Below are 20,282 nucleotides of genomic sequence, written 5' to 3'. Positions count from 1 at the left end.
CCACTTCGCTCGAACTGACAATTATGCTGTTTTATAAATAGCATTGGTATTATATCTTGATTGTTGCTCCCATTATTTTTAAAAATTCTCTAATAAAATTAGGGTGAGCTGGCCAAGCTGGTGATGTTACTAAATTCCCATCTACATATACGCCATCTGCAGGGATTGATTGGAATTCTCCTCCTGCTAAAGTTACCTCAGGACCAACTGCTGGATAGGCTGTTAATTTTCTTCCTTTTACTACATCTGCAGCTGTTAAGATTTGTATACCATGGCAAATAGCTGCAACTGGTTTGTTCACTTTAAAAAAGTACTGCACATGTTCTAATAACTTTTTATTCAATCTTAAATATTCTGGTGCTCGCCCTCCAGCAATAACTAATCCATCATAATCTTCGACATTTATATTGTCGAAACTATAATTTAAAACAAAATTATGTCCTGGTTTTTCAGAGTAAGTTTGATCTCCTTCAAAATCATGAATGGCTGTTTTAATCGAATCTCCCTTTTTTTTATCTGGACAAACGGTATGCACTTCATAACCTACCATTTCAAGCATTTGAAAAGGAACCATTGTTTCGTAATCTTCTGTGTAATCTCCTGTTAAGAATAGTACTTTTTTCATCGTTTGTTTAGTTTTTTGATGTGATTATTTTAAAATAATAAATGCTGATTCTATAGACTCAAATATAACGAAATTGTTTCAGGTAAACACCTACTTATAATTAAATGTCCTATACTATCACTCCTAATTTGTTTTAGAAAGAAATCACTATTAAACTCATTTACAACAATATTACACACATTTAAAAGCCCTAAAAACCAACAACCTAATGTTTTTGAAATCATAAAAATGAAGTCGCTTTTATTTTAGATTTAAAAAAAAGGTCAAACCTAAATGATGGATTACTTTCCATTTAAATGATAAAACCGATTGCCTAAAAATAAAATTAATAAATACACAAGTGTTGCAATTATAGCAAGTGTGAACATAAAAGTGATGATATTTAGTACAAAATTAGGAACAAAATGAAGTCTGGGATGGGTATAATAAGGTTCACGATGCAACCTTTCGTGGATAGAATTTTTTATTATTTTGATTTTCTTTTTTATAACTAAAAATTTATGTTTTTACCTTGATAATTGACATTCTAAAATTACACAATTAATTCACAATAAGGCTTTTATATACCTCTAATTTTAGGATTATTAATTATCCTTTTGTTTATTTTTAATTTGCGCCATTGCTCTTTCGGCAATTGCAGTAATCGATAGCGACGGATTCACCCCAGGATTTGCTGATATCATTGCACCATCAACTACCAGCATATTTTTATACCCAAAAACTTCATTATTCTTATTGATCACCCCTTTGCTAGAATCCTCCGCCATTACAGCACCGCCTAAAACGTGTGCCGTTGACGGAATTCCAGCAATCGATTCTAAAACAAACGAAGTAGGCTTCCCTCCTATTATTTCGCTATATTTTTTTGTTAAAGCGATAGACGCTGGAATATCTGCAGATGGTTTTACACCTGAACTTACGGTAGATGACATGCCGCCAAACCAGTTTTCCTTGAATTTTAAAGTACTGTCTATTGATTGCATAAATAGTAAAACTGTTGTGCTTTTTGACCAACTATTTCTAAAGTAGATTTTAAAATACGACAACGGAAAACGGAAAAATTGCTTGAACATAGTAAACAATCTTGTCAAACTATTTTTTCCATTCGATAAAGGCAAATGCAATAATTTCCAAAAACCAGAACCTTCAGCATACCTAACAATTTCTAAATGGCTGTTTTCATCTGTATGTAACATGCTACCTATAGCAACTCCCTTAGACAAATTTTTACTTTTATCTAAAGTAGAAACACTTATTAGAGTTTCATTGTTTGTACGGATATTATCGCCCAAAGCATCAGACAATAACGGCAACGATTTTTGCTTAAGCTGCAACAACAACTTTATTGTACCCAATACTCCACCCGAGAAAACAACTCCTTTAGCAGTGAAATGCTTTTTTTTACCAAAGACTTTTGTGCTTGATTTGACACTAATTTTGTATCCAGAAGCGCCATCATTATTATCTATAGGTACGACATCTACAACCTCGTTTTCAGCTAAGATCTCGGCGCCGTTATTTTGAGCTAAATAAAGGTAATTTTTATCCAAAGTATTTTTAGCGTTATGCCTGCATCCCGTCATGCAACCACCACAAAAAGTACAGCCTGATCGATCAGGACCTTGACCTTCAAAATAGGGATCTTTTACCTGTTGCCCTTCTTTACCAAAGAAAACAGCAACATCAGGATGCTCAAACTGATCTTCTCTACCCAACTCTTTTGCCAAGGTTTGCAAGGCAATGTCTCCATCAAATAATTTGGGATTACGAACTGCTCCAAGCATTTTAAGCGCTAATTTATAAAAAGGCTTTAATTCGGTTTCCCAATCTGCGAGTTGGCTCCAACTGCCTGATTTATAAAAATTAGTTTTGGGAATCGGTAATGTGTTGGCGTAGACCAGTGATCCCCCTCCAACTCCTGTTCCAGAAATAACTACAATATGCTTGAAAATACTCATTTTCATGATACCGAAAAAACGCAAATACGGCATCCACAACCATTTGCGTAGGTTCCAGTTGGTCTTGGCAAAGTCGGTTGCTTTGTACCATTTTCCTTTTTCGACAACCAGTACTTTATAGCCTTTTTCAGAAAGACGCAAAGCACTTACTGAACCTCCAAAACCACTTCCTATTATGATATAATCAAAATCGTATTGCATCATTTTCTACTATTTATCGAAAATTAAGCATTATAATTGAATTACAATGCATGCATAGTTAAATTGAGGGATTTAGAGATGTGGTAATTCTTGATCAATACCTTTATCGATAATCCAAATTCGCGTTTTAAACTAAAATATTTCAACTAAAACAACATTTAAATCATTGTCTAATCTTGTATAATTATTTACTGAACTAAAAAAATATCACAGCCTCATTTTGTCATTGTTAAATATATAGCTTCCTCTGTTGTTGTCGCTTTATATTTTGTTGACATTTTTATTTATTTTGTTTGATTTACTTTGCGGGCACGGATTGCAAATCCGCGCTATCGGGTACAGCGGGACGCTAGCACTAGCGAACCTTATAAATACAATCGCGCAAGCAGGGTCCTCCTTTAATATTTATTTTTACTTAAGGTTAGTTTTTAGTAATTTCTCAGAGTCGTTTAACTTGACAGATTTGTAAAGATTTTGTATGAGTATTAAAAATGAAAATACAAATAATAATTTAATTATTGATAAATTTGTATTAAGGATAAAAAAACCTAAAAGTATAGTTACAATTGAACTAATTAAAAAATAAGTGTTTCTGTTTGTGGGTACAATTATATTTTTAGTCTTAAATAAATTTGTTATTAGAACACCTATGAAAAATAGAACTATAAAAATAATTGTAAATATTGTTGTTGTTATAAAACCAGGAGTAGATATTAAACATGTAAGCAAGTAAATCATGGCAAAATTTGAAATTAGGTTATTTAAAGAAATTTTAATTTTTAATTTATCTGTCAATACAAAATAACATGGCATACACAATAAGTTTAATAAAACCCAAACATAAACTTCTGCACTATAAAAACTCAGGATTGATAATTCAAGTTTTATAATATTACTAAATTGAAAACTGTTAGAAAGATAATTTTCATAAATGGGAAATATTAAATTTGTTAAACCAATCGAGATTAAGAAAATAAACAGCGAAAAACCAATTAATTTTAACTTTGCATATTTGTTCTTTGTGTATATATTCAAAAAACTAGCCCATAAAATAATTGTTATGAATTTGAAAATGATTAAGGAAAGACAATCATTAATTTCTAAATTTTGTATTAATAGTTTTTTATCTTGAAAGATAAAAAGTTCAAAGAGTTTTATTTTTATTGAATTTGTTGCAAAATATTTAAATGAGAACAATAACACTAACGTTAAAAACAGAAATATTACTGGTTTAATTATTTCTTTTTTATTCTGTTTAAGAATATTAAAATATTTACTTATTTTTTTCATTTTGTAATTTTATTCAATATTTATATACGTATAAACTCAAATTATTCTTAAATTAAATCTTTATGTAAACCATTCTCAAGATAATAATTTAATGAGAATATCCTTCGCTAGTGCGAGCGTCCCGCTCGTCCCCGATAGCGCGGATTTGCAATCCGTGCCCGCAACGATTGTATAATAATCCAAAAATAAACATTTCTAGTAAATCCGCCTTTCCAATTTACTGTTGCGAAACTCACAAAATAAGCTCATGTTTTTTCTCCAAATTAATATTGTGTTTACTTTGTGGGCACGAGCGAGACGCTCGTGCTAGCATACGCCCAAGCCAGCGGGAATATTAAATTAAATCTTTTTTATACTCTCCGCTATCCAAATAGGTTATTAATGATTGTAATGTTTCATAATCTTCGATCCAGTTTTTATAATCAGTTTCTGTGTTTTTCTTATATGCTAAAAGTTTTAAAGTTTTATAATCTTCATATTTTGTGTTTTCACAAAGCTTCATTATAATCAAAACTTTTAAAGTACAGTTTCCAGGTATAAAATTTGGATATTCATCAAAAGATAATTTATTCAAAATCTCATCATTTACTGCTTGTAAATTGGGGATTTTTTCGAAAAAGGGTACTATGTAGGTGTCTACGTGGTTAGAGATGTTTTGTTTAAAAATTTCAATGTCTTCTTTGGTTTTTAATGGTGAAGCTGCTTGTAATGCTTTCCATATATCCGTCCATTTTTCTCTATTTTCATATAAATAATAATTAACAACTATTTCTTCAGTATAATCAGTTCTAATTTCAAGGAATTTTTGAAGTATATTTGTTACTTCCAAAAAAGATATTTGACCATATACATCGACAAAAGCTTTTTTTGTTATATCAAGGGTAATCCTAATCCAATGAATGTTGTTTTTGTCTTTCTTGTAATAGTCTAACGCACCATTATGTGGAAGATATTTTGACTCTGGATATCCTTTTTCTGTAAAAAAAGACTTAAAAATGTTGAATATTTGTTCATTAAATTTCATAATTATTTTGTTCTTAAAATTCCACTCTCGCTATATAATTTTATAAAATCACCGTTTTTAGTTAATGATTTTTCTACCTTAAAATTCTCAACATTACTACCTTTAATCAAAGCTTTATCACCTATTGCTTTGATATCCCAACCATCCATACCTTTTGCTACATTTTGGTTTGTTGTCCATCCTGTAGAACCAGATAGTTTTGAGTCAACTATAATTGTTTCGAGGTATTTACCTTTATCATTCGTCTTCTCTGCAACTAATATAAAATCAGGAATCCAATATTCGCCTTTATCAATGCATTTTTTGGTTAAACATAACTGTACTTGCGAATATATAGAATATTCATCTAAATTTACCTTTGGATTTAATTCATTAAGATGTTTTGCTAAAGTCTTATAAGCTTCAGAATTTGCATCAGACAGTTGCGTTTTCATTAAATTTCCAAAAGCAACTCCGGCTTCTCTATTTGCTTTAAATACAGCCTGATTTGCACCATAATCTAGCCACGTTCTAGCTTTATCGCTTGGAATCTCATCTAGCCTTCGAAGCATTTCAGCTAAATTTTCACTTTCTTCTGTTGAGAGCATTCCAGTTTTATGAGCAAGAAATCCTTTTACTTGTAACCCGATCGCTCGGATATGCAGAAAAATCTCTTATGTACGATAGCGCGGATTTGCAATCCGTGCCCGCAATAATATTCCACAATCACATACATCAAGGACAATCTGTGTTAACAAAACAAATCTACAAGAATAAAGTTAAAAAAAACATTCGATTTTTTTATTTGTAGCTTTTATTGTATTTTTAAATAAAAAAGCATGTCAACAAAATATAAGGCGACAACTACAGATCAAGCGTATTTTATAACTATAACTACTGTAGGTTGGGTTGATGTTTTTACACGACTCAATCAAAAATATAATATTATTAATGCTTTGCAATATTGTCAGGAAAAAAAAGGTCTTGAGATTTATGCGTATTGCATTATGCACAGTCATATACATTTAATGTGTAAAGCAACAAATGGTTTTATTTTGTCGGATGTAATGCGGGATTTTAAAAAATATACTTCAAAGAAAATTATTCAAACTATTATTGAAGAACCAGAGAGTCGTAGGGAGTGGCTTTTATCTTTTTTTGCCAAAGCATGTGAACTTTTAAAACGGGATCAAAGCTACAAAGTGTGGCAAGATGGCTATCATGCAGAAATAATAGAAACCAATTGGTTTATAAAACAAAAGGTCAATTATATTCACAACAATCCTGTAAAAGATAAAATAGTTACATTACCCGAGGACTATTATTTTAGCTCTGCTAGAAATTATGCGAGCTTAGAAAATGAATTGGATGTTGTGGTGCTAGATTTGTTTTAGATTCTTGATATACTGTGTGGGCACGGATTGCAAATCCGCGCTATCGGTAACGAGAAAATTTAGTATATATCCGAGCCATCGGGGATCCGCGCTTTCGGGATTCCACAATCGCATACATCAAGGACAATCTGTGTTAACAAAACAAATTTACAAGAATAAAGTTTAAAAAAGATGTAATTGTTTTATTTGTAGCTTTTATTGTATTTTTAAATAAAAAAGAATGTCAACAAAATACAAAGCTACAACGACTTTGATATACTTTGTGGGCACGGATTGCAAATCCGCGCTATCTGTGGCGAGAAATTTAGTGTATATCCGCGCCATCGGGGGTTTACTTTGTAGGCACGAGCGAGACGCTCGCGCTAGCATACACTCAAGCCAGCTGGGGAAATTTTGTTGTTCAATCTCGATCCACACGAAATGATTCGTGCGGGAGCGGGGGGATAAAGATTAATATTCGCCCATTAATTCTATTCTAATTTGAGTAAGGATTTCTCCAAGTAAATTTTTACCCAACCACGTTTCTCTTTTTATGGCTCTTGCATCATCCTCTGCTAAACCAATACCCCAAACATTATCATTTGGTGCAGATTCTACAAGTGTAGTTCCTTTAGTTGCAAATAAGTCATTCCTTAATTCTTCATTTTGAGTAAATTTGGCTTTGTTGCCTTCATATACCACTTTACTACGGAAGTATTTCCAAACATATTCATCATATTTTTTTACCTGCCTACCTAAATTTTTTATTTTTCTTACGTCATCGCTTTGCATGATTTGCTGGGCAACTTCTCTATCTAAAAAAATCATTGCCTTATGGTACATCATAAATTGTTCAGCTGATGAATATTCTTGAACATCTAATGGGAATAAGTCTTGTACAACATGTTTTTTCTTTTGCTCAGGCAAATCATTTATGCCTTCGTTTAGAATCGTTGTAGCTGTAAAATTACTTCTGTGCCATTGTGAAAATGGAGATTTTGTAATCCAAAAAAATGTATATGATTCAGAAAATTTACTGGTTCTCTCGGCAATCAAAGATAAATCTAAATGTTCTTCTAAATTCATTCCCTCAATGCCTCTTCTATTTGCATAGAACTCTTGACTAGACAAAATATCATTATCCTTTTCTTCAAAAGATCTCTGTTCCCATTTAAATTTTGCTATTTGTCCAAAATAGATAAATCTATCTTCACTAGACATTAATTCCAATTCTGCCGAACTTAATTTTTTCATAACTCTGTCATATTAATAGTATATCTAAGAACACCATCTAATTTTGTTTTTATACTAATATCATTTATTTTAAAGTCCATATTATCAAATAGTAAAACTTCCTCTTGAACAGGGTCATCAATGTGCCTCGTTGGTTGTAGGTGTTTTCCATAATCTGATATATCATCTATATAAATACCTGTTTTAGATTCGATTTCAAACATAACCTCGATCTTGCTAGGATCCTTAAATTTAAAAATAAAATAATCAGCAACAGATTCTAATTTTGACGTTGACTGGATAGGAGGAATTTTTATTATTTTAGTTTTACTAGCCCAAGCATCTAAAAAAGGTTGCAAGTTAGATTGACTCAAATTACTACCTCTGTAGACTTTACCTATAAATTTATTTGTGAGCGAAAGTTTCACCAATCCTGATTTTATTAAATTCATCCATGATTGTTGAACGGCAGTATAATTACCCCCATAGGCTGAAATTGTAAGTTCAAAATTATTCAGGGTATATCTATGAATAGCAACCACTTCATCTTTTGTTGCAGAACTAGCAAATTGAGTTAAATTAAATTTTTCAACTAGGGTTTTGGATTGTAAAGCCCTGTCTATTGTATAGAAGTTTGTTATGTCTTCAGCAACATTCCCCACCCCTTGAACAGCCCTCCATTTTCCACTTTCGAATTTAGCAATTATTTTGTCGTCAGCCTCTTTTACTAAAATTTCTTCGCCTTCAGATACAATTTTTTTATTACTACGTGCAAATTCTTCAAGTTTTTTTATTGTAACAGCCAAATCATCGGTTGTAGTATTTATTATTTTCGCCAGTACGTTGACTGAAATAAAATTTTCAGTTCGCGATACCATAAACTTAGCAACAATAGATTTTTTAGCATAATCCAAAGGCTTATTAACTAAACTTTTAATATAATACCATTGCACAGATTCCTTTACTGCCCCAATATAATTTGTTGACACCACATTATGGAGACCAGCACCTAGCGCGCAATAAAGCGTTGCATCGGATATCGTAGTCGACAAAGATTCAGATTTTGAGCTAGTTAAGTTTTTCAGTATGTTATCACCTAGAGCTACGACAGCACCTGCTGCACAAGCCTCCTTCCATGTCAAATTTGACATGTATGCATAAGAACAACTAACTCCCAAACTAGTATAAGAAAATGGAACACCCTCTCCATCGTAATCTTTAACTAAACGATCAACTAGTAACTGTAAAGTAAGATCGACCGCCATACTTTCTATACATTTTGCATTTTTTGTTTGCAAAAGTTCAAGGTACGCAGTATACGTTTCGGCGGTTATAAAGTATTCAGTTGCCACCGCTATAGAAGGAATAGCAACCGAAGAAACTAAAACAGTCTTACCTATTAAATTAGAAAGTGCCTCAGCTGCAGAAGTTCCTTTGGATAGATTATCGATAGTAATCTTTTCTGAAGATGACTCTAAAGATAGGTCGAATGCAACATTGTCACTATTTTTAATATTTTGATTTAAAGCACAGCTAATCGTAAAGATACTCTCAACTTTATCGATCTTAAAGTTTTCGAGCAATTGAATTCTAAATTGTTCCCTTCCCGAATCGTTACCCAAATATTCCAATCGGAATGTTTTCGGATATTCCAACACCTCTCGCTTTGAACGTACTTCATCTAATATTAATCGGCATATCTTATCATCATTTTTTTTATTTAACAATAAAGCCTTGATTTCTTTTAGTTGATCAATGACTGCTAGTTTGGTTAAGTCTACTCCTAATTTATTTTTTTTATTTTCTAATAACTTTATGATTTCACCCCATTCTGATATTGTATATTCTTTTCCAAAAATGTCGTAACATTTAGATGGTTGACAGATTTCTAGTACTTCATTTAATGGTAACGCCTCCAGTAAAGCAATAATTTCATTCTTTGTTGCTGTATCTAAATTTTTTATTTTGTCATTTAATTGAGCTAGATTTTCTACAGGTATAGCCTCGTTAAATTCTACTATTTTATAGTTTGACTTTTCATAATAAGCCTTTTCAGTTATTAAATTATTGGCAGATAATATTACCGCATTAGCTTTCATATCATCAAATACACTTTTATAGAAAAGTTCAGGATTTAAATGCGTGTTTTTATCAAATAATACAACGATGTTTATACGTTCATCCCCAATATTATAATAAAAAACACCATTTACTTTATCGAATTTTACATTTTTATTAAGAAATGTTATTTTATATCCTTGATAGTAAAATTCATTTTCAGCTGTTAAAAACTCTAGTACCGTTGGATTTTTATATTCAAATTCTTCAAATTTATATTTAATGATTGAATTTCCTACTAAACCTCCCGTAGAACTCTTCTGGAAACCATAGAATTTCCAACCGCCACTATGAATAATTTCCCAATCGTTGTGAGACAAACGTTTGCCTCCTCCGTAATCCATTAGAAGATCTGTTTTTCCGCTATCAGCCTCAATGGAGAATGGATGTTTAAGTCCAAAAATACCATGTCCTAGCTCGTGTGCTGTAGTATTTAAGCTATTATCAAACACAAAAGCATATTGCCCGCCCAAAGGCATAAAACCTTTGTAATTATTTTGGGCTGGTTTGCCTGTATAAATAACATAATAGGTTTCGTTATTATAAACAAAATTTGAATTTGATTCTATTTGTTTTTTGATATCGTTTTGGCCGTCAGTATATACATTTAGAATATCACTATTACCGCATTGTATTTCGTTTGGTAATGAAGCAATAGTTACACTTTGAGTTGTTACATCAAATTTAACCCCTACAGTGTTATAAACCTCATTAAGGTATTCTTTTGCATCTTTAACATTGGGTATACTGGCGCCATTAACACTTAAAAGGGTTATACTTATTACTGGTTTTTGTGTTAGTTCCCAAACATTAACCTTACCTGCTACCTCTGCTTTACCCTCAATGGTTTTTGTAGCGTCTTTAGGGTCTTTTTCTTTACCGCCTTTTACAGTAGCAATAATACTTCCTTTACTGAAATTTAACGTTTTATTGACTGTTATTTCGGCTTTAGTATCGCTTATCCATTTTACATCTACTTTTGCTCCTGTGTTGGTTTTAAAAACAATATCATCTTTGGTTTTACCATTTTTGAAATTAGCTTCTGCAATAAATACATCAGATCCATTTAAATCAGATACTGCTTTATAATGTACCTTGTAAACGCCTCCTTCTGGCATAGGAATCGTTTCGTAAGTGGCTTTAAGTTTTTCTGTACCCGCAGCTGGTTGCTTATCAAAAGCATATTTACTGTTTGGTCCGTTTTCAAAAGTAATCGTTACATCTGGCGAAGATATTTGTGTTACTTCACCACTGCTACTCATTCCGTTGGTATTTGTTGCAATTGCTTTACCGCCTTCGGCAGCAGTTTCAATAGTAGGGCTACCACTACCATTTGCCGGAATAGTGACTGTTTGACCAGTATTATCTGTATATACTTGGTCATATACAGATTTTTTAATTACTGTAACTTGTCCATTTTCTCCAGTTATTGTGGTACTGCCGTCAGGGTTTAATACTGCTGATTTTACTTCATAATCAATTGTACCTGCTATAGGTTTACCATCACTACCTGTAATATCATTAAGAATCTTATCCCCATCAGCCATCCCTTTCCAATCCGGATCATAACTAGCTATAATTTCTCCTGAGATTAGCTTAAAATCAGTATTGACTCCAATATTGTTGAACGTAATTCTGATTCGGGAGAATTTACCTATATCTATTTTTTCGCCGCCTAAGGCATCGGCAGCGTCAATCAATTCTTTAAACTGTTCTAAAAATGGTAGTGTTACATAACCCTCACCAGTAAAGCTACCATTGCTTCCTGTTGCTTTTATCACTACTATTGGAAAATCACCCGCCGTAACTACATCATTAGGAAAAAGATTAGGCAATGGGGTTTTGTTGGCTAAGTCTTTTGGATCAGGCTTGATACCGCAACCTACAAAAGCTATTTCATCATTGGCCAAGGTTGTAAATTCATAAATACTGCTAGCAACATATTTACCTATATCACAGGATGCCCCTACGGTATATTCATAGGTTGCATTGGGTTTTAGGTTGGCAATCGTTAGGTTCTCTCTTGGGGTAACAAGGTCATACCAGTTTGAATTTGCATTTTTTTCACGGTATTTTACTTGGTAATCATAATTGGCCACATCACCACTCCAAGTTATTTTTGCTTTATCTTGACTTACACTTTCAGTAGTTATAGCAATTGGTGCTGTACAAGATACTTCGTAGTTAAAAGAAAAAATTTCGCTATAGCCGTTATTCTTAAAAACGCCTATTTCCTCGGCACCAAAAATTGCTTTTGCTTTTATGCGCCAGGCATAGCGTTTTCCAGGAATCAATTGGGGTTGTGTAGTACTATATTGTAAAGTAGTGCTACGAGTTGTAGTGGTATAAAGTGCTGGCGAATAAGCAAAAGCATTTTGAACGGGTGTATAATTGTCCCAAATTTCTACCAAAGAAAACTCATATTCAACATTGCTCACATTGATACTTCTTGGTGTCCAGCTGAATACAATGTTTTGAATGTTTTGCTCCATGATAGAAGCATTCTTCAAAGGCAAGTTTAAGAACGGAGGCTCATTCTGGAAAATAATAGTGGTCACACTTGTTTTACGAGACAACTTTTTTCCAGTTGCAAAATCATATACCTCTACTGCAAATGTATAAACTCCTTCTGGTAAAGCTTGAGCATATTGATTAGGATTGATTCCCAACATATTTTGAAATTCAAAATAGGGAGCCAACTCAAGATTAGTCAATTGCAAAGGAAATCCTCCTTCTAGGTATAAAGGTCTGGCACCTACTACAAAATCATTAGTTACCAAAGAAATTCCATTACCTTGAAAATAGCATTTCAGCCTTATTTGTCGGTTCGTAATAGTTAAATCATTAAGAACCAACTGTACTTTTATAGGACTGTTTATGGTAGTTGCATCGGCATAATTACTCAAGTATATTGGCGATGGTTGTGTAAGTTGTGTACTTATGGTAACGGGGTACGTTTGCGCAAATCCAGCAAAGGTAAAAAGCCAAAAGCAAAGTGCCAATAATAGGTGTAGTTTTTTTATCATTTTGGGTAATTTAAAGGCAACTATATTTTTATTTTGTGTTTTTATAAATATATTTCTATTCCATTTTATCATTTCCTGAATTGTTTTTTGCTAATTCATGATAAAATGGAATTATTTTCTGTTCCATTTGATTTTTAATATCTATTTCATCCTTATCATCTGCAATTAAATTGAAAGTTTCCTCTAATTCTTGCTTGCAGAACTTTGTAAAGTATTCATTTTGTTGTAATTCTTTAACCGGTGTTTTTACAAGTATAGAAAACTCGTTTAGCATCCATCTATGATTTATCAGTCGGTTATGGTTTACATTACGTTCATTTTCAAGTTGTAAATACATATTATGACTGGCTGTATCCTCACTGCTGTTTGCATTTTCTACTGTATGGTTATTGAAATTTTCTGTAGCCTTTATATCGTCAATTTCAAAGCTTTCATCTTTACGTAACATATCCTGTTCAATCTTTTTTATGACTTCAAGCAAGTATTGATTTTGTTTTTTTATTATTGTTGCATTAGCATCTTCTTTTTCTAGATAATCTAATACTTTATCCTTTATTTCTTTATCTTCTTGGGCTAAACTAACTTCTGTTAAAAGCTTTTCTAAAATTGTAATTTCTGCTGTTGGCATAGCTTGTAAATGAAGTTGTAATTCTTGTAATTGCTTACTAATTTCCTCTTTAGTTCCTTCATAAACCTTGCCTTTAAAATTTATTTTTACGGTGGTGTCTAAAGTCAACTCCTTATCTGATTTCACCTCTTTTTTTGCTCTCAATTTTATTTTATCAAAAGAGTAAGTATAAGAAAAAGTTGCCGTGAGATCATTATTATTTATTGCTGCTGATTTACTTAAAAGTGAAATAACTCCTAAACTAAAATTATGTTTTTCTAAATAGACATAAGAACTGCTGAGACGAAAATTAAAAACATCATTTTTCTTATCTCCATTAGCAAAACTAGTATTATAACTACTAGAAAAAGATGTATTTAATTTATTATCATAAAAAAGTTTACTTATCCCTAAAGTGGGGCCAATAATCAAATTATTTTCGTTTTCAAGCTTACTATAGGTATTATTTAATGATCCCGTAAAATTCAATGCTTGCTCTGGATATCCTACAATATAAGACACTGCTGAATTATAAAAACTAGTTGCTCCACCTTGTATTGTTTTACCTTGTTGTTGATTCACTGCATCTTGAAATGAGAAATTAACATTTAAAGCTTTTTTTAATTTCTTGTCATTTTTTAATAAATAATTTATGGCTATACCTGCATTCCTGTTAACTTGTCTAAAGTTTAAAGTATCTAAATAATCAAAATCTGAGGTTTGATTGATGTAATCAAATTGATTGCGACTATTAGTAAATGATTGAAAATTAGAGAAATTCAAATTAATATTTAATTTTTCATTAGCTTTATAATCTATTGTTATAGAAGTTACCAATCTTTTCATTTGGCTTACTTTTTGTTTTTCTAAATTATCTTTTTGCATACCCAAGTTCAGTGCTATCGAGACTTTGTTCTTATATAAAGATTGTGATGCATTCAAAGTTATATTTTCTAAATCATTATTAAAAAAATAGCCTCCTAATGTCCTGTAATTAGGATCAACTCTTTCATAACCCAATCCTAAAGTTCCATTTCCTGCTGGATAAACAAGTTGTCCCTTAAAAGCATTGTAACTCTCCGTAGTGGTATTTGGGTTTAAAAAGTAAGACGAAAATCCTTTTCGTTTGCCATCAGTAAGCATTCTTGAATCTTCGGTTATACTGCTATTTGCAACCTCTGTAACTACTTGAAGCATATCAAAAAGCTTAAAAGTTGTTTCTAAGCTTATTGCTGCATTTTCCTTTGGACTAACTCCTAATTCAAAAGGTATGGGAATTGTTAATGAGTGCTCTTGGTCTTTTGCCTTAAAAAAAGTAAGTCCTAAATTGACTTTGTCTAAAGCGTATGAAGTTTTAAAACCATATCCATACCTTTTATATGTAGGTACTAAATCTACATTGTTTGTATCAAATTCACTACTTTTTATTAGTCGACCGTACATGGCACTAATTTTGAACTTTCCTTGTGGTGTAAGGTCTACCCCAAAACCCGTAAATTGATGCCCACTTAAGGTGTATGGAGAGAAACTCATACTAGCATCTCCTATATGAGCAGTAATCCATTTATAAGATGGATGGATGCTCAATCGATTCATTAAGACTGGCTTGTTGTAACCAAATTTTTGATTAGTATAAGAGAATGAAAAGGGCAAGTTATATAATCCTGCCACATTTATATTTACATTTCCGTTTAAAAAATATGTAAAAGGATCTCTTTGTGAATTACCTGAGTATAAAATACTATTGGCCGATACTCCTCCAGAAACTTTGATTAATTTAGCCTTGGGAAGTTGCTCTATATTAAAGTTTTGAGAAAACCCTAATGTAGTCGTAAAAACAAATAATATTATAAAAAAATTAATTTTTGAATTCATTCTATTTATTGTGCATAAAAACAAGAGACTTAAACTTCTTATTTTTTTATTGTTTATTGATCTTTCAATCAATTATTACTTACTGTATTATTATCTTTCTTAGCTTACTTCCTTGTTGAGATTCAAAAAGAACAAAATAAACTCCTGCTGTTAACCCATTTAAATTAAAATTAAACTCGTAAGCATCTTTACCGTCATCAAACTTAGAATCAATAATGACATTATTAACAAGGTTATAGATTTTTACGTTAGCTGACATTATTTTATCTAATGTTACATCTACTGTAAAAATACCGTTAGATGGATTGGGATAAATTTTCATATCAAATTTTTTCTGTAAATCAGAACTATCTGGATTAGTATACTCTCCCTCTACTACCAAAACTTTTTTAGTTTGTGAAGCGGTACAGTTTCCTAAACGAGTAATTAATGTAATAGGATATTCACCCGGTTTTGAAAAACTCATCTCAGCATATTCAGTATCATTTACTGTAACTATTGCCTCTGCTGGTAGTATCCATTCTATGCTATCAGCTTTGGGGTTACTTATGTCAACCATTACAAAACTTTCGTTAACGAAGACTTGTGATGAAACGGCAAAAACTGATTCTATAGCACTATCTTGATAATTAATTTTTATAGAATCAAATGCTTGACATCCTAACTTGTTTGTTACAACTAACGAGTAAGTAGCTGCTTTAGTAATTGTAACTAGTGGTTTATCACTTATAAACCCTTGATCTGACGTCCAAGAATAGGTGGCCAAATTATCATCAATGGCTGCATTTATCGTCACACTTTGACCTATGCATAATGTCATATCCTCTCCTATATTTATACTATCCTTAGGGGGATCGTTTACAACTATTTCTTTTGTAATAACGCAATTTTTACTATCAGTAACAATAACAACATAGGTTCCAGCTGCAATATAATTTAACATACTCGTTTTTTCTCCAGTATCCCACAAATAAGTATAAGGTGCTTGTCCGCCAGAAGATGTAAGCTCTATACTTGCATCAGAACCACCGTAGCAGGTAGGTATTTTAACAATTTCAGAGGTTGCTAACGGTGTTGGAGCAACAACAGTAATATTATTTGAAACCGTACAACCATTCTTATCTGTTGTTAGTAAAGTATAATTTCCGGGAATAACATCAATTAAATTAGCTGTAGTAGCTTTTGTACTCCATAAATAAGTATATGGTGCTGTACCTTCAGAAATAGTTGAAGTAATTGTCCAATCATTGCCATCACCACATCTTGTGTACTGTGATGAAAGGGTTCCAGTTAAAGGTGAGGGTTCAGCAATTGTTATAGTTTCACTCTGAATTGATTTACCAAATGAATCGGTAACAATAACATAATAGGTTCCCGCTTTCACATTTATCATCGTTTCTAATTCACTAATTATTGTCGAAGAATCATTTTTATTATACCATTCGTAATAATAGCCGGGGAGTCCTCCAGATGTTATTGCCTTAATACTTGCAGTAGCATCACCTTGGCATTTTACAATATTTATTTGTGCCAGCTTAAGAAGTAAAGGATCAATTTGATCTAAATCTCTTTCCACTATCTTACAACCATTAGCGTCAGTTATTGTTATAAAATACTGTCCTACATAAATATTGTAGATACTATTTGTTTTTTTATTGTCATCTGTATAGATTAATTTTTTATCATGATCATACCATTTAAAATTGTAATTAGGTGTTCCTCCTGTAACAGTGACTTCAATACTAGCATCGTCTATACCTATAGCTGATGGTGGTGTTTTAACTACATTGATCCCCATTATTTGTGGCTCAGTAATAATCACTTCCTGAGTAGCCACACATAAATTATTATCCGTTACAGTAACATTATAGGTTGTTGCTAAAAGATCTGGCAAAATATTTTGGTTAGCATAAGTACCCGTACTCCATACAATAGTATAAGGTGCTACACCTCCTGAAATGGAAATTGCAATAGCCCCATCTGCCTGACCGTTACAAGAAACATTTGTTTGCGTATAATTAATTTTTAAAAGATCTGGTTGTGTTATCGTAACTGAATTTGATGTAAAGCTATTTCCAAAACCATCCGAAACTTCTAGTAAATAAGTACCGGCAAGTAATGCATCAGAAGGATTGGTTGTTGATGCAACCACAGTAGGTGTAAGCTGATTGTACCATTTGTAAATATAGTTTTTATCGGCATCTAAAGTTCCAATTGGCGCTCCTCCTGTTATTGTTGCTTGAAGAACACCTTGTTTATTATCGAAACATTTTATATTAACAGTTTGAGTAATTCCAGTAATTAAAAGTTTGTCAGGTTCAATTAAAGAATATTCTTTAACAATAGTACAATTATTACTATCGGTCACAGTCAATTCATAAGTACCAATAGTTAGTTGGTCCAATAATTTTGCATTTCCAATAATTGTTGGAGAACCTTTTACTCTCCATGCATAAGTATAATTAATAGTTCCACCAGATATAGAAACTTCGATACTACCATTTTTGGTTTCAAAACCACTTAAGTTTTTAACTTCGATATCTGTTATCGCCAATGGTGCGTCAGGTTGTACTATACTACTATTTTCTAGCTTCGTCTGACAATTGTTTTTGTCTGAAATATATACACTGTAAATACCAGATTTTAATGTTGTTAAATCTTCGGTAGTAGCATATACAGCGGCATTATTATCCTTTTTCCATTCAAAAGTATATGGTTTTGTTCCTCCAATCACATCGATATTGATAATTCCAGTTTCATTTCCGAAACATAAAACATCCAACTTATTGGCTAGCGATACAACTAATTTGTCTGGCTGAATTAAATCTAATACAGCAGACGTTGTTTGCGCTCCCTGAGAATCGGTAACAATTACTTTGTATTGTTCAGTGCCTAAATTGCTTATGGTATTGCTATCTCCACCAATTATATCTCCTTTACTGTTAGACCATTGGTACGTATAGCCTAAAACTCCCCCAATTACGTTCGCTTTAATCTCACCATTAAAATCGCCATTACATTGAATTGATTTTGTTTCGTTTAATGTGACAAGCAGTTCCGGATTTTGTGTTACAGTAAAACTTCTTGTAGCGATACAACCTGCATTATCAGCAACTCCCGCTTTTGCATCACGAACTTCAACAGTGTAAGTTCCGGCTTTTAAACCCGAAATATCTTTGGTTGATTGAACATATAATGGATCAAGATTATACGTCCACTTATAGGTGTAACCACCGTTTCCTCCCGTTACAGGATCAAGTGCAATTGCTCCCGTACTTTGCCCGAAAATAGTAACCTTTGTTATGATTGCATCTGGAATATTAATTGCCAGAGGAGCGGTGAGTGTAAAATTTACTTCTGCCCTACACAACAGTTTATCCTTGATGATTATTTTATAAACTCCTGCAGATAGCGTACTTGAACTAGCAGTGGTAATTGCGGACAATACTATTCCATTTTTATACCATATATAGTTGTAAACACCATTATCTGGGGTTCCGCCAACCGCTGTTATTAAAGCTGTTCCATCATTTCCAGCAGCACAATTAACGCTTGTAGTTGTAAAAGTTGCCGAAAGTGGTTTCACTGGTTCTGTTAACTCATAATCTTCGTGAGCGTCTGGATTTACACCATCTTTGACAATAATGCGATAGGTTCCGAACTCCCGATTTGTCAGCGATGAATTTGTTTCTCCATTTAGAATATTCGCTATTGCACCGTTCATTTTATACCATTGATAAGTATATCCTGATCCAGAGCCACCAATAGCTTTAACAGTTATACTACCTGTTGCTTCACTCTTACAATTAATATTTTCTTTATCTAAAAGTGCCACTGCCAAAGCTTCTAACATAATTAAGGCACTTGTTTGTGTACAACCATTATCATCGCTAACTACAACTTGATATCTACCGTTATCTAATTTACTCGTTATCCCAGTAGCTATGTCTGTAGTGGGAGAATATGGTAACCCATTTTTCGTCCAGACATAAGTATAAGGAAGTGTTCCGCCACTTGCTGTGATTTTTATAGTTCCGTCACTAGTAAGCGGACTAGTAGGTTGTGTTTGTGTGATAGGGTTAATGATTAATGGACTCTTTGGCTCTATAATTGGAATAGTACCTGTAACAGAGCATCCAGGGACATTGGCATCGGTAACAGTATATTTGTAAATCCCTCCGGATAGATTGGTTCTGTCTTTGGTAACAGGACCATCATTCCAACTTACATTATATGGAGCCGTTCCTCCAGTAATATTCAATTTAATTATACCGTCATTGCCTCCATAACAACTTACATCCTTTTTAAAATTAACACTTAATGTTATTTCCAAAGGCTCACCTATTGAAAATTCATTAGACCATGCCTTGTTTGTATTAGGATAAGCTGTATTATCACTTACCAATACTTTATAAACTCCTACTCCTAGTCCATAAGCAGAAATTCCTATCTTTCCAGTATCTGTAATAGTTAGATCTGCATTTTTTTTATACCATATATAAGTATAGGAGGAAGTCAATAAGCCTCCTTTTGTTTCAATAACAGATAAACTACCTGTAGTCCCACCTTTACATAAAACATCTTTACCTGTAATAGTAGTTTCTAATTGTTTTGGTTGTCCAATATTAAATGTTCTTTGATTACTACAACCTTTAGAGTCAGTAACAGAAACGATATATTCTCCTCCTAAAAGGTTACTGAAATCAGTTGAATTAAAAGTATTTCCATCTTTAGTCCATTTGCTGCTATAATTGGGGGTACCACCCGTAATATCAAGACCGATAATTTGTCCATTAGCCACATTAAAACCCGTTGCATCAGTTGTAGTCCCTTCTATTTCTATTGCTTTTGGTTGTGTGATGGTTACAGCTCTTGATCCGTCGCCCTGAAGAGCACCAACCTGAGAATAACCCAATAAACTAGTAAAGAATAATAGTAGTAAGTAATATTTTTTCATCAGTATTTTGTGTTTT

At 32.5% G+C, this 20,282-nt stretch carries 10 protein-coding genes; 1 reads left to right on the top strand and 9 read right to left on the bottom strand.

The genetic code is table 11. The features are described 5' to 3' along the window. Positions 1 to 49: 49 nt before the first annotated feature. The 5 genes from ACVEGE_RS14095 to ACVEGE_RS14075 form a co-directional block, all read right to left on the bottom strand. Complete coding sequence (locus tag ACVEGE_RS14095; protein ID WP_192501864.1) at positions 50 to 625, bottom strand: DJ-1/PfpI family protein; 576 nt, start codon at positions 623 to 625, stop codon at positions 50 to 52. A 584-nt stretch (positions 626 to 1,209) separates the two neighbouring features. Next, on the bottom strand, positions 1,210 to 2,784 hold the full coding sequence (locus tag ACVEGE_RS14090) for an FAD-dependent oxidoreductase (protein ID WP_192501869.1): 1,575 nt from the start codon (positions 2,782 to 2,784) through the stop codon (positions 1,210 to 1,212). A gap of 411 nt (positions 2,785 to 3,195) precedes the next feature. Beyond that, positions 3,196 to 4,074 carry a hypothetical protein gene (locus tag ACVEGE_RS14085; protein WP_192501865.1) on the bottom strand — a complete coding sequence of 293 codons (879 nt, stop codon included), beginning with the start codon at positions 4,072 to 4,074 and terminating at the stop codon, positions 3,196 to 3,198. Positions 4,075 to 4,408: 334 nt separating this feature from the next. Further along, positions 4,409 to 5,098 carry a hypothetical protein gene (locus ACVEGE_RS14080; RefSeq protein ID WP_192501866.1) on the bottom strand — a complete coding sequence of 230 codons (690 nt, stop codon included), beginning with the start codon at positions 5,096 to 5,098 and terminating at the stop codon, positions 4,409 to 4,411. Between the two features lie 2 nt (positions 5,099 to 5,100). Then, positions 5,101 to 5,685, bottom strand: coding sequence for a hypothetical protein (locus tag ACVEGE_RS14075; protein ID WP_192501867.1), 585 nt, complete (start codon positions 5,683 to 5,685; stop codon positions 5,101 to 5,103). Between the two features lie 231 nt (positions 5,686 to 5,916). On the opposite strand from ACVEGE_RS14075, the gene ACVEGE_RS14070 reads away from it, so the two are divergent. Beyond that, a complete protein-coding gene (locus ACVEGE_RS14070; RefSeq protein ID WP_192501868.1) occupies positions 5,917 to 6,471 on the top strand; it encodes an REP-associated tyrosine transposase in 555 nt (184 codons plus the stop codon). A gap of 450 nt (positions 6,472 to 6,921) precedes the next feature. On the opposite strand, the gene ACVEGE_RS14065 is transcribed toward ACVEGE_RS14070, so the two are convergent. The 4 genes from ACVEGE_RS14065 to ACVEGE_RS14050 all read right to left on the bottom strand — a co-directional run bounded on the left by ACVEGE_RS14065 (position 6,922) and on the right by ACVEGE_RS14050 (position 20,266). Further along, entirely contained in the window at positions 6,922 to 7,704 is a 783-nt protein-coding gene (locus ACVEGE_RS14065; RefSeq protein WP_458008553.1) for an NADAR family protein, read from the bottom strand. Next, positions 7,701 to 12,827: a fibronectin type III domain-containing protein gene (locus ACVEGE_RS14060; protein ID WP_192500480.1), complete on the bottom strand. Its 5,127-nt coding sequence runs from the start codon at positions 12,825 to 12,827 to the stop codon at positions 7,701 to 7,703. Before ACVEGE_RS14060 ends, ACVEGE_RS14065 begins: the two co-directional genes overlap by 4 nt. Before the next feature lie 55 nt (positions 12,828 to 12,882). Next, complete coding sequence (locus ACVEGE_RS14055; protein WP_192500481.1) at positions 12,883 to 15,309, bottom strand: hypothetical protein; 2,427 nt, start codon at positions 15,307 to 15,309, stop codon at positions 12,883 to 12,885. Positions 15,310 to 15,388: 79 nt separating this feature from the next. Next, positions 15,389 to 20,266 carry a T9SS type A sorting domain-containing protein gene (locus tag ACVEGE_RS14050; RefSeq protein ID WP_192500482.1) on the bottom strand — a complete coding sequence of 1,626 codons (4,878 nt, stop codon included), beginning with the start codon at positions 20,264 to 20,266 and terminating at the stop codon, positions 15,389 to 15,391. Between the last annotated feature and the right edge of the window lie 16 nt (positions 20,267 to 20,282).

The organism is Flavobacterium sp. PL002 (assembly GCF_054165825.1).
Note: the sequence above shows the minus strand (reverse complement) of the source record. Positions and strands in the feature narration are given on the sequence as shown.

Bases quoted from the DNA above. Each gene is read 5' to 3' on its own strand.
- ACVEGE_RS14095 (WP_192501864.1), bottom strand. From the start codon at position 625: ATGAAAAAAGTACTATTCTTAACAGGAGATTACACAGAAGATTACGAA.
- ACVEGE_RS14065 (WP_458008553.1), bottom strand. From the start codon at position 7,704: ATGAAAAAATTAAGTTCGGCAGAATTGGAATTAATGTCTAGTGAAGAT.
- ACVEGE_RS14055 (WP_192500481.1), bottom strand. From the start codon at position 15,309: ATGAATTCAAAAATTAATTTTTTTATAATATTATTTGTTTTTACGACT.
- ACVEGE_RS14090 (WP_192501869.1), bottom strand. From the start codon at position 2,784: ATGCAATACGATTTTGATTATATCATAATAGGAAGTGGTTTTGGAGGT.
- ACVEGE_RS14050 (WP_192500482.1), bottom strand. From the start codon at position 20,266: ATGAAAAAATATTACTTACTACTATTATTCTTTACTAGTTTATTGGGT.
- ACVEGE_RS14070 (WP_192501868.1), top strand. From the start codon at position 5,917: ATGTCAACAAAATATAAGGCGACAACTACAGATCAAGCGTATTTTATA.
- ACVEGE_RS14085 (WP_192501865.1), bottom strand. From the start codon at position 4,074: ATGAAAAAAATAAGTAAATATTTTAATATTCTTAAACAGAATAAAAAA.
- ACVEGE_RS14075 (WP_192501867.1), bottom strand. From the start codon at position 5,685: ATGCTCTCAACAGAAGAAAGTGAAAATTTAGCTGAAATGCTTCGAAGG.
- ACVEGE_RS14060 (WP_192500480.1), bottom strand. From the start codon at position 12,827: ATGATAAAAAAACTACACCTATTATTGGCACTTTGCTTTTGGCTTTTT.
- ACVEGE_RS14080 (WP_192501866.1), bottom strand. From the start codon at position 5,098: ATGAAATTTAATGAACAAATATTCAACATTTTTAAGTCTTTTTTTACA.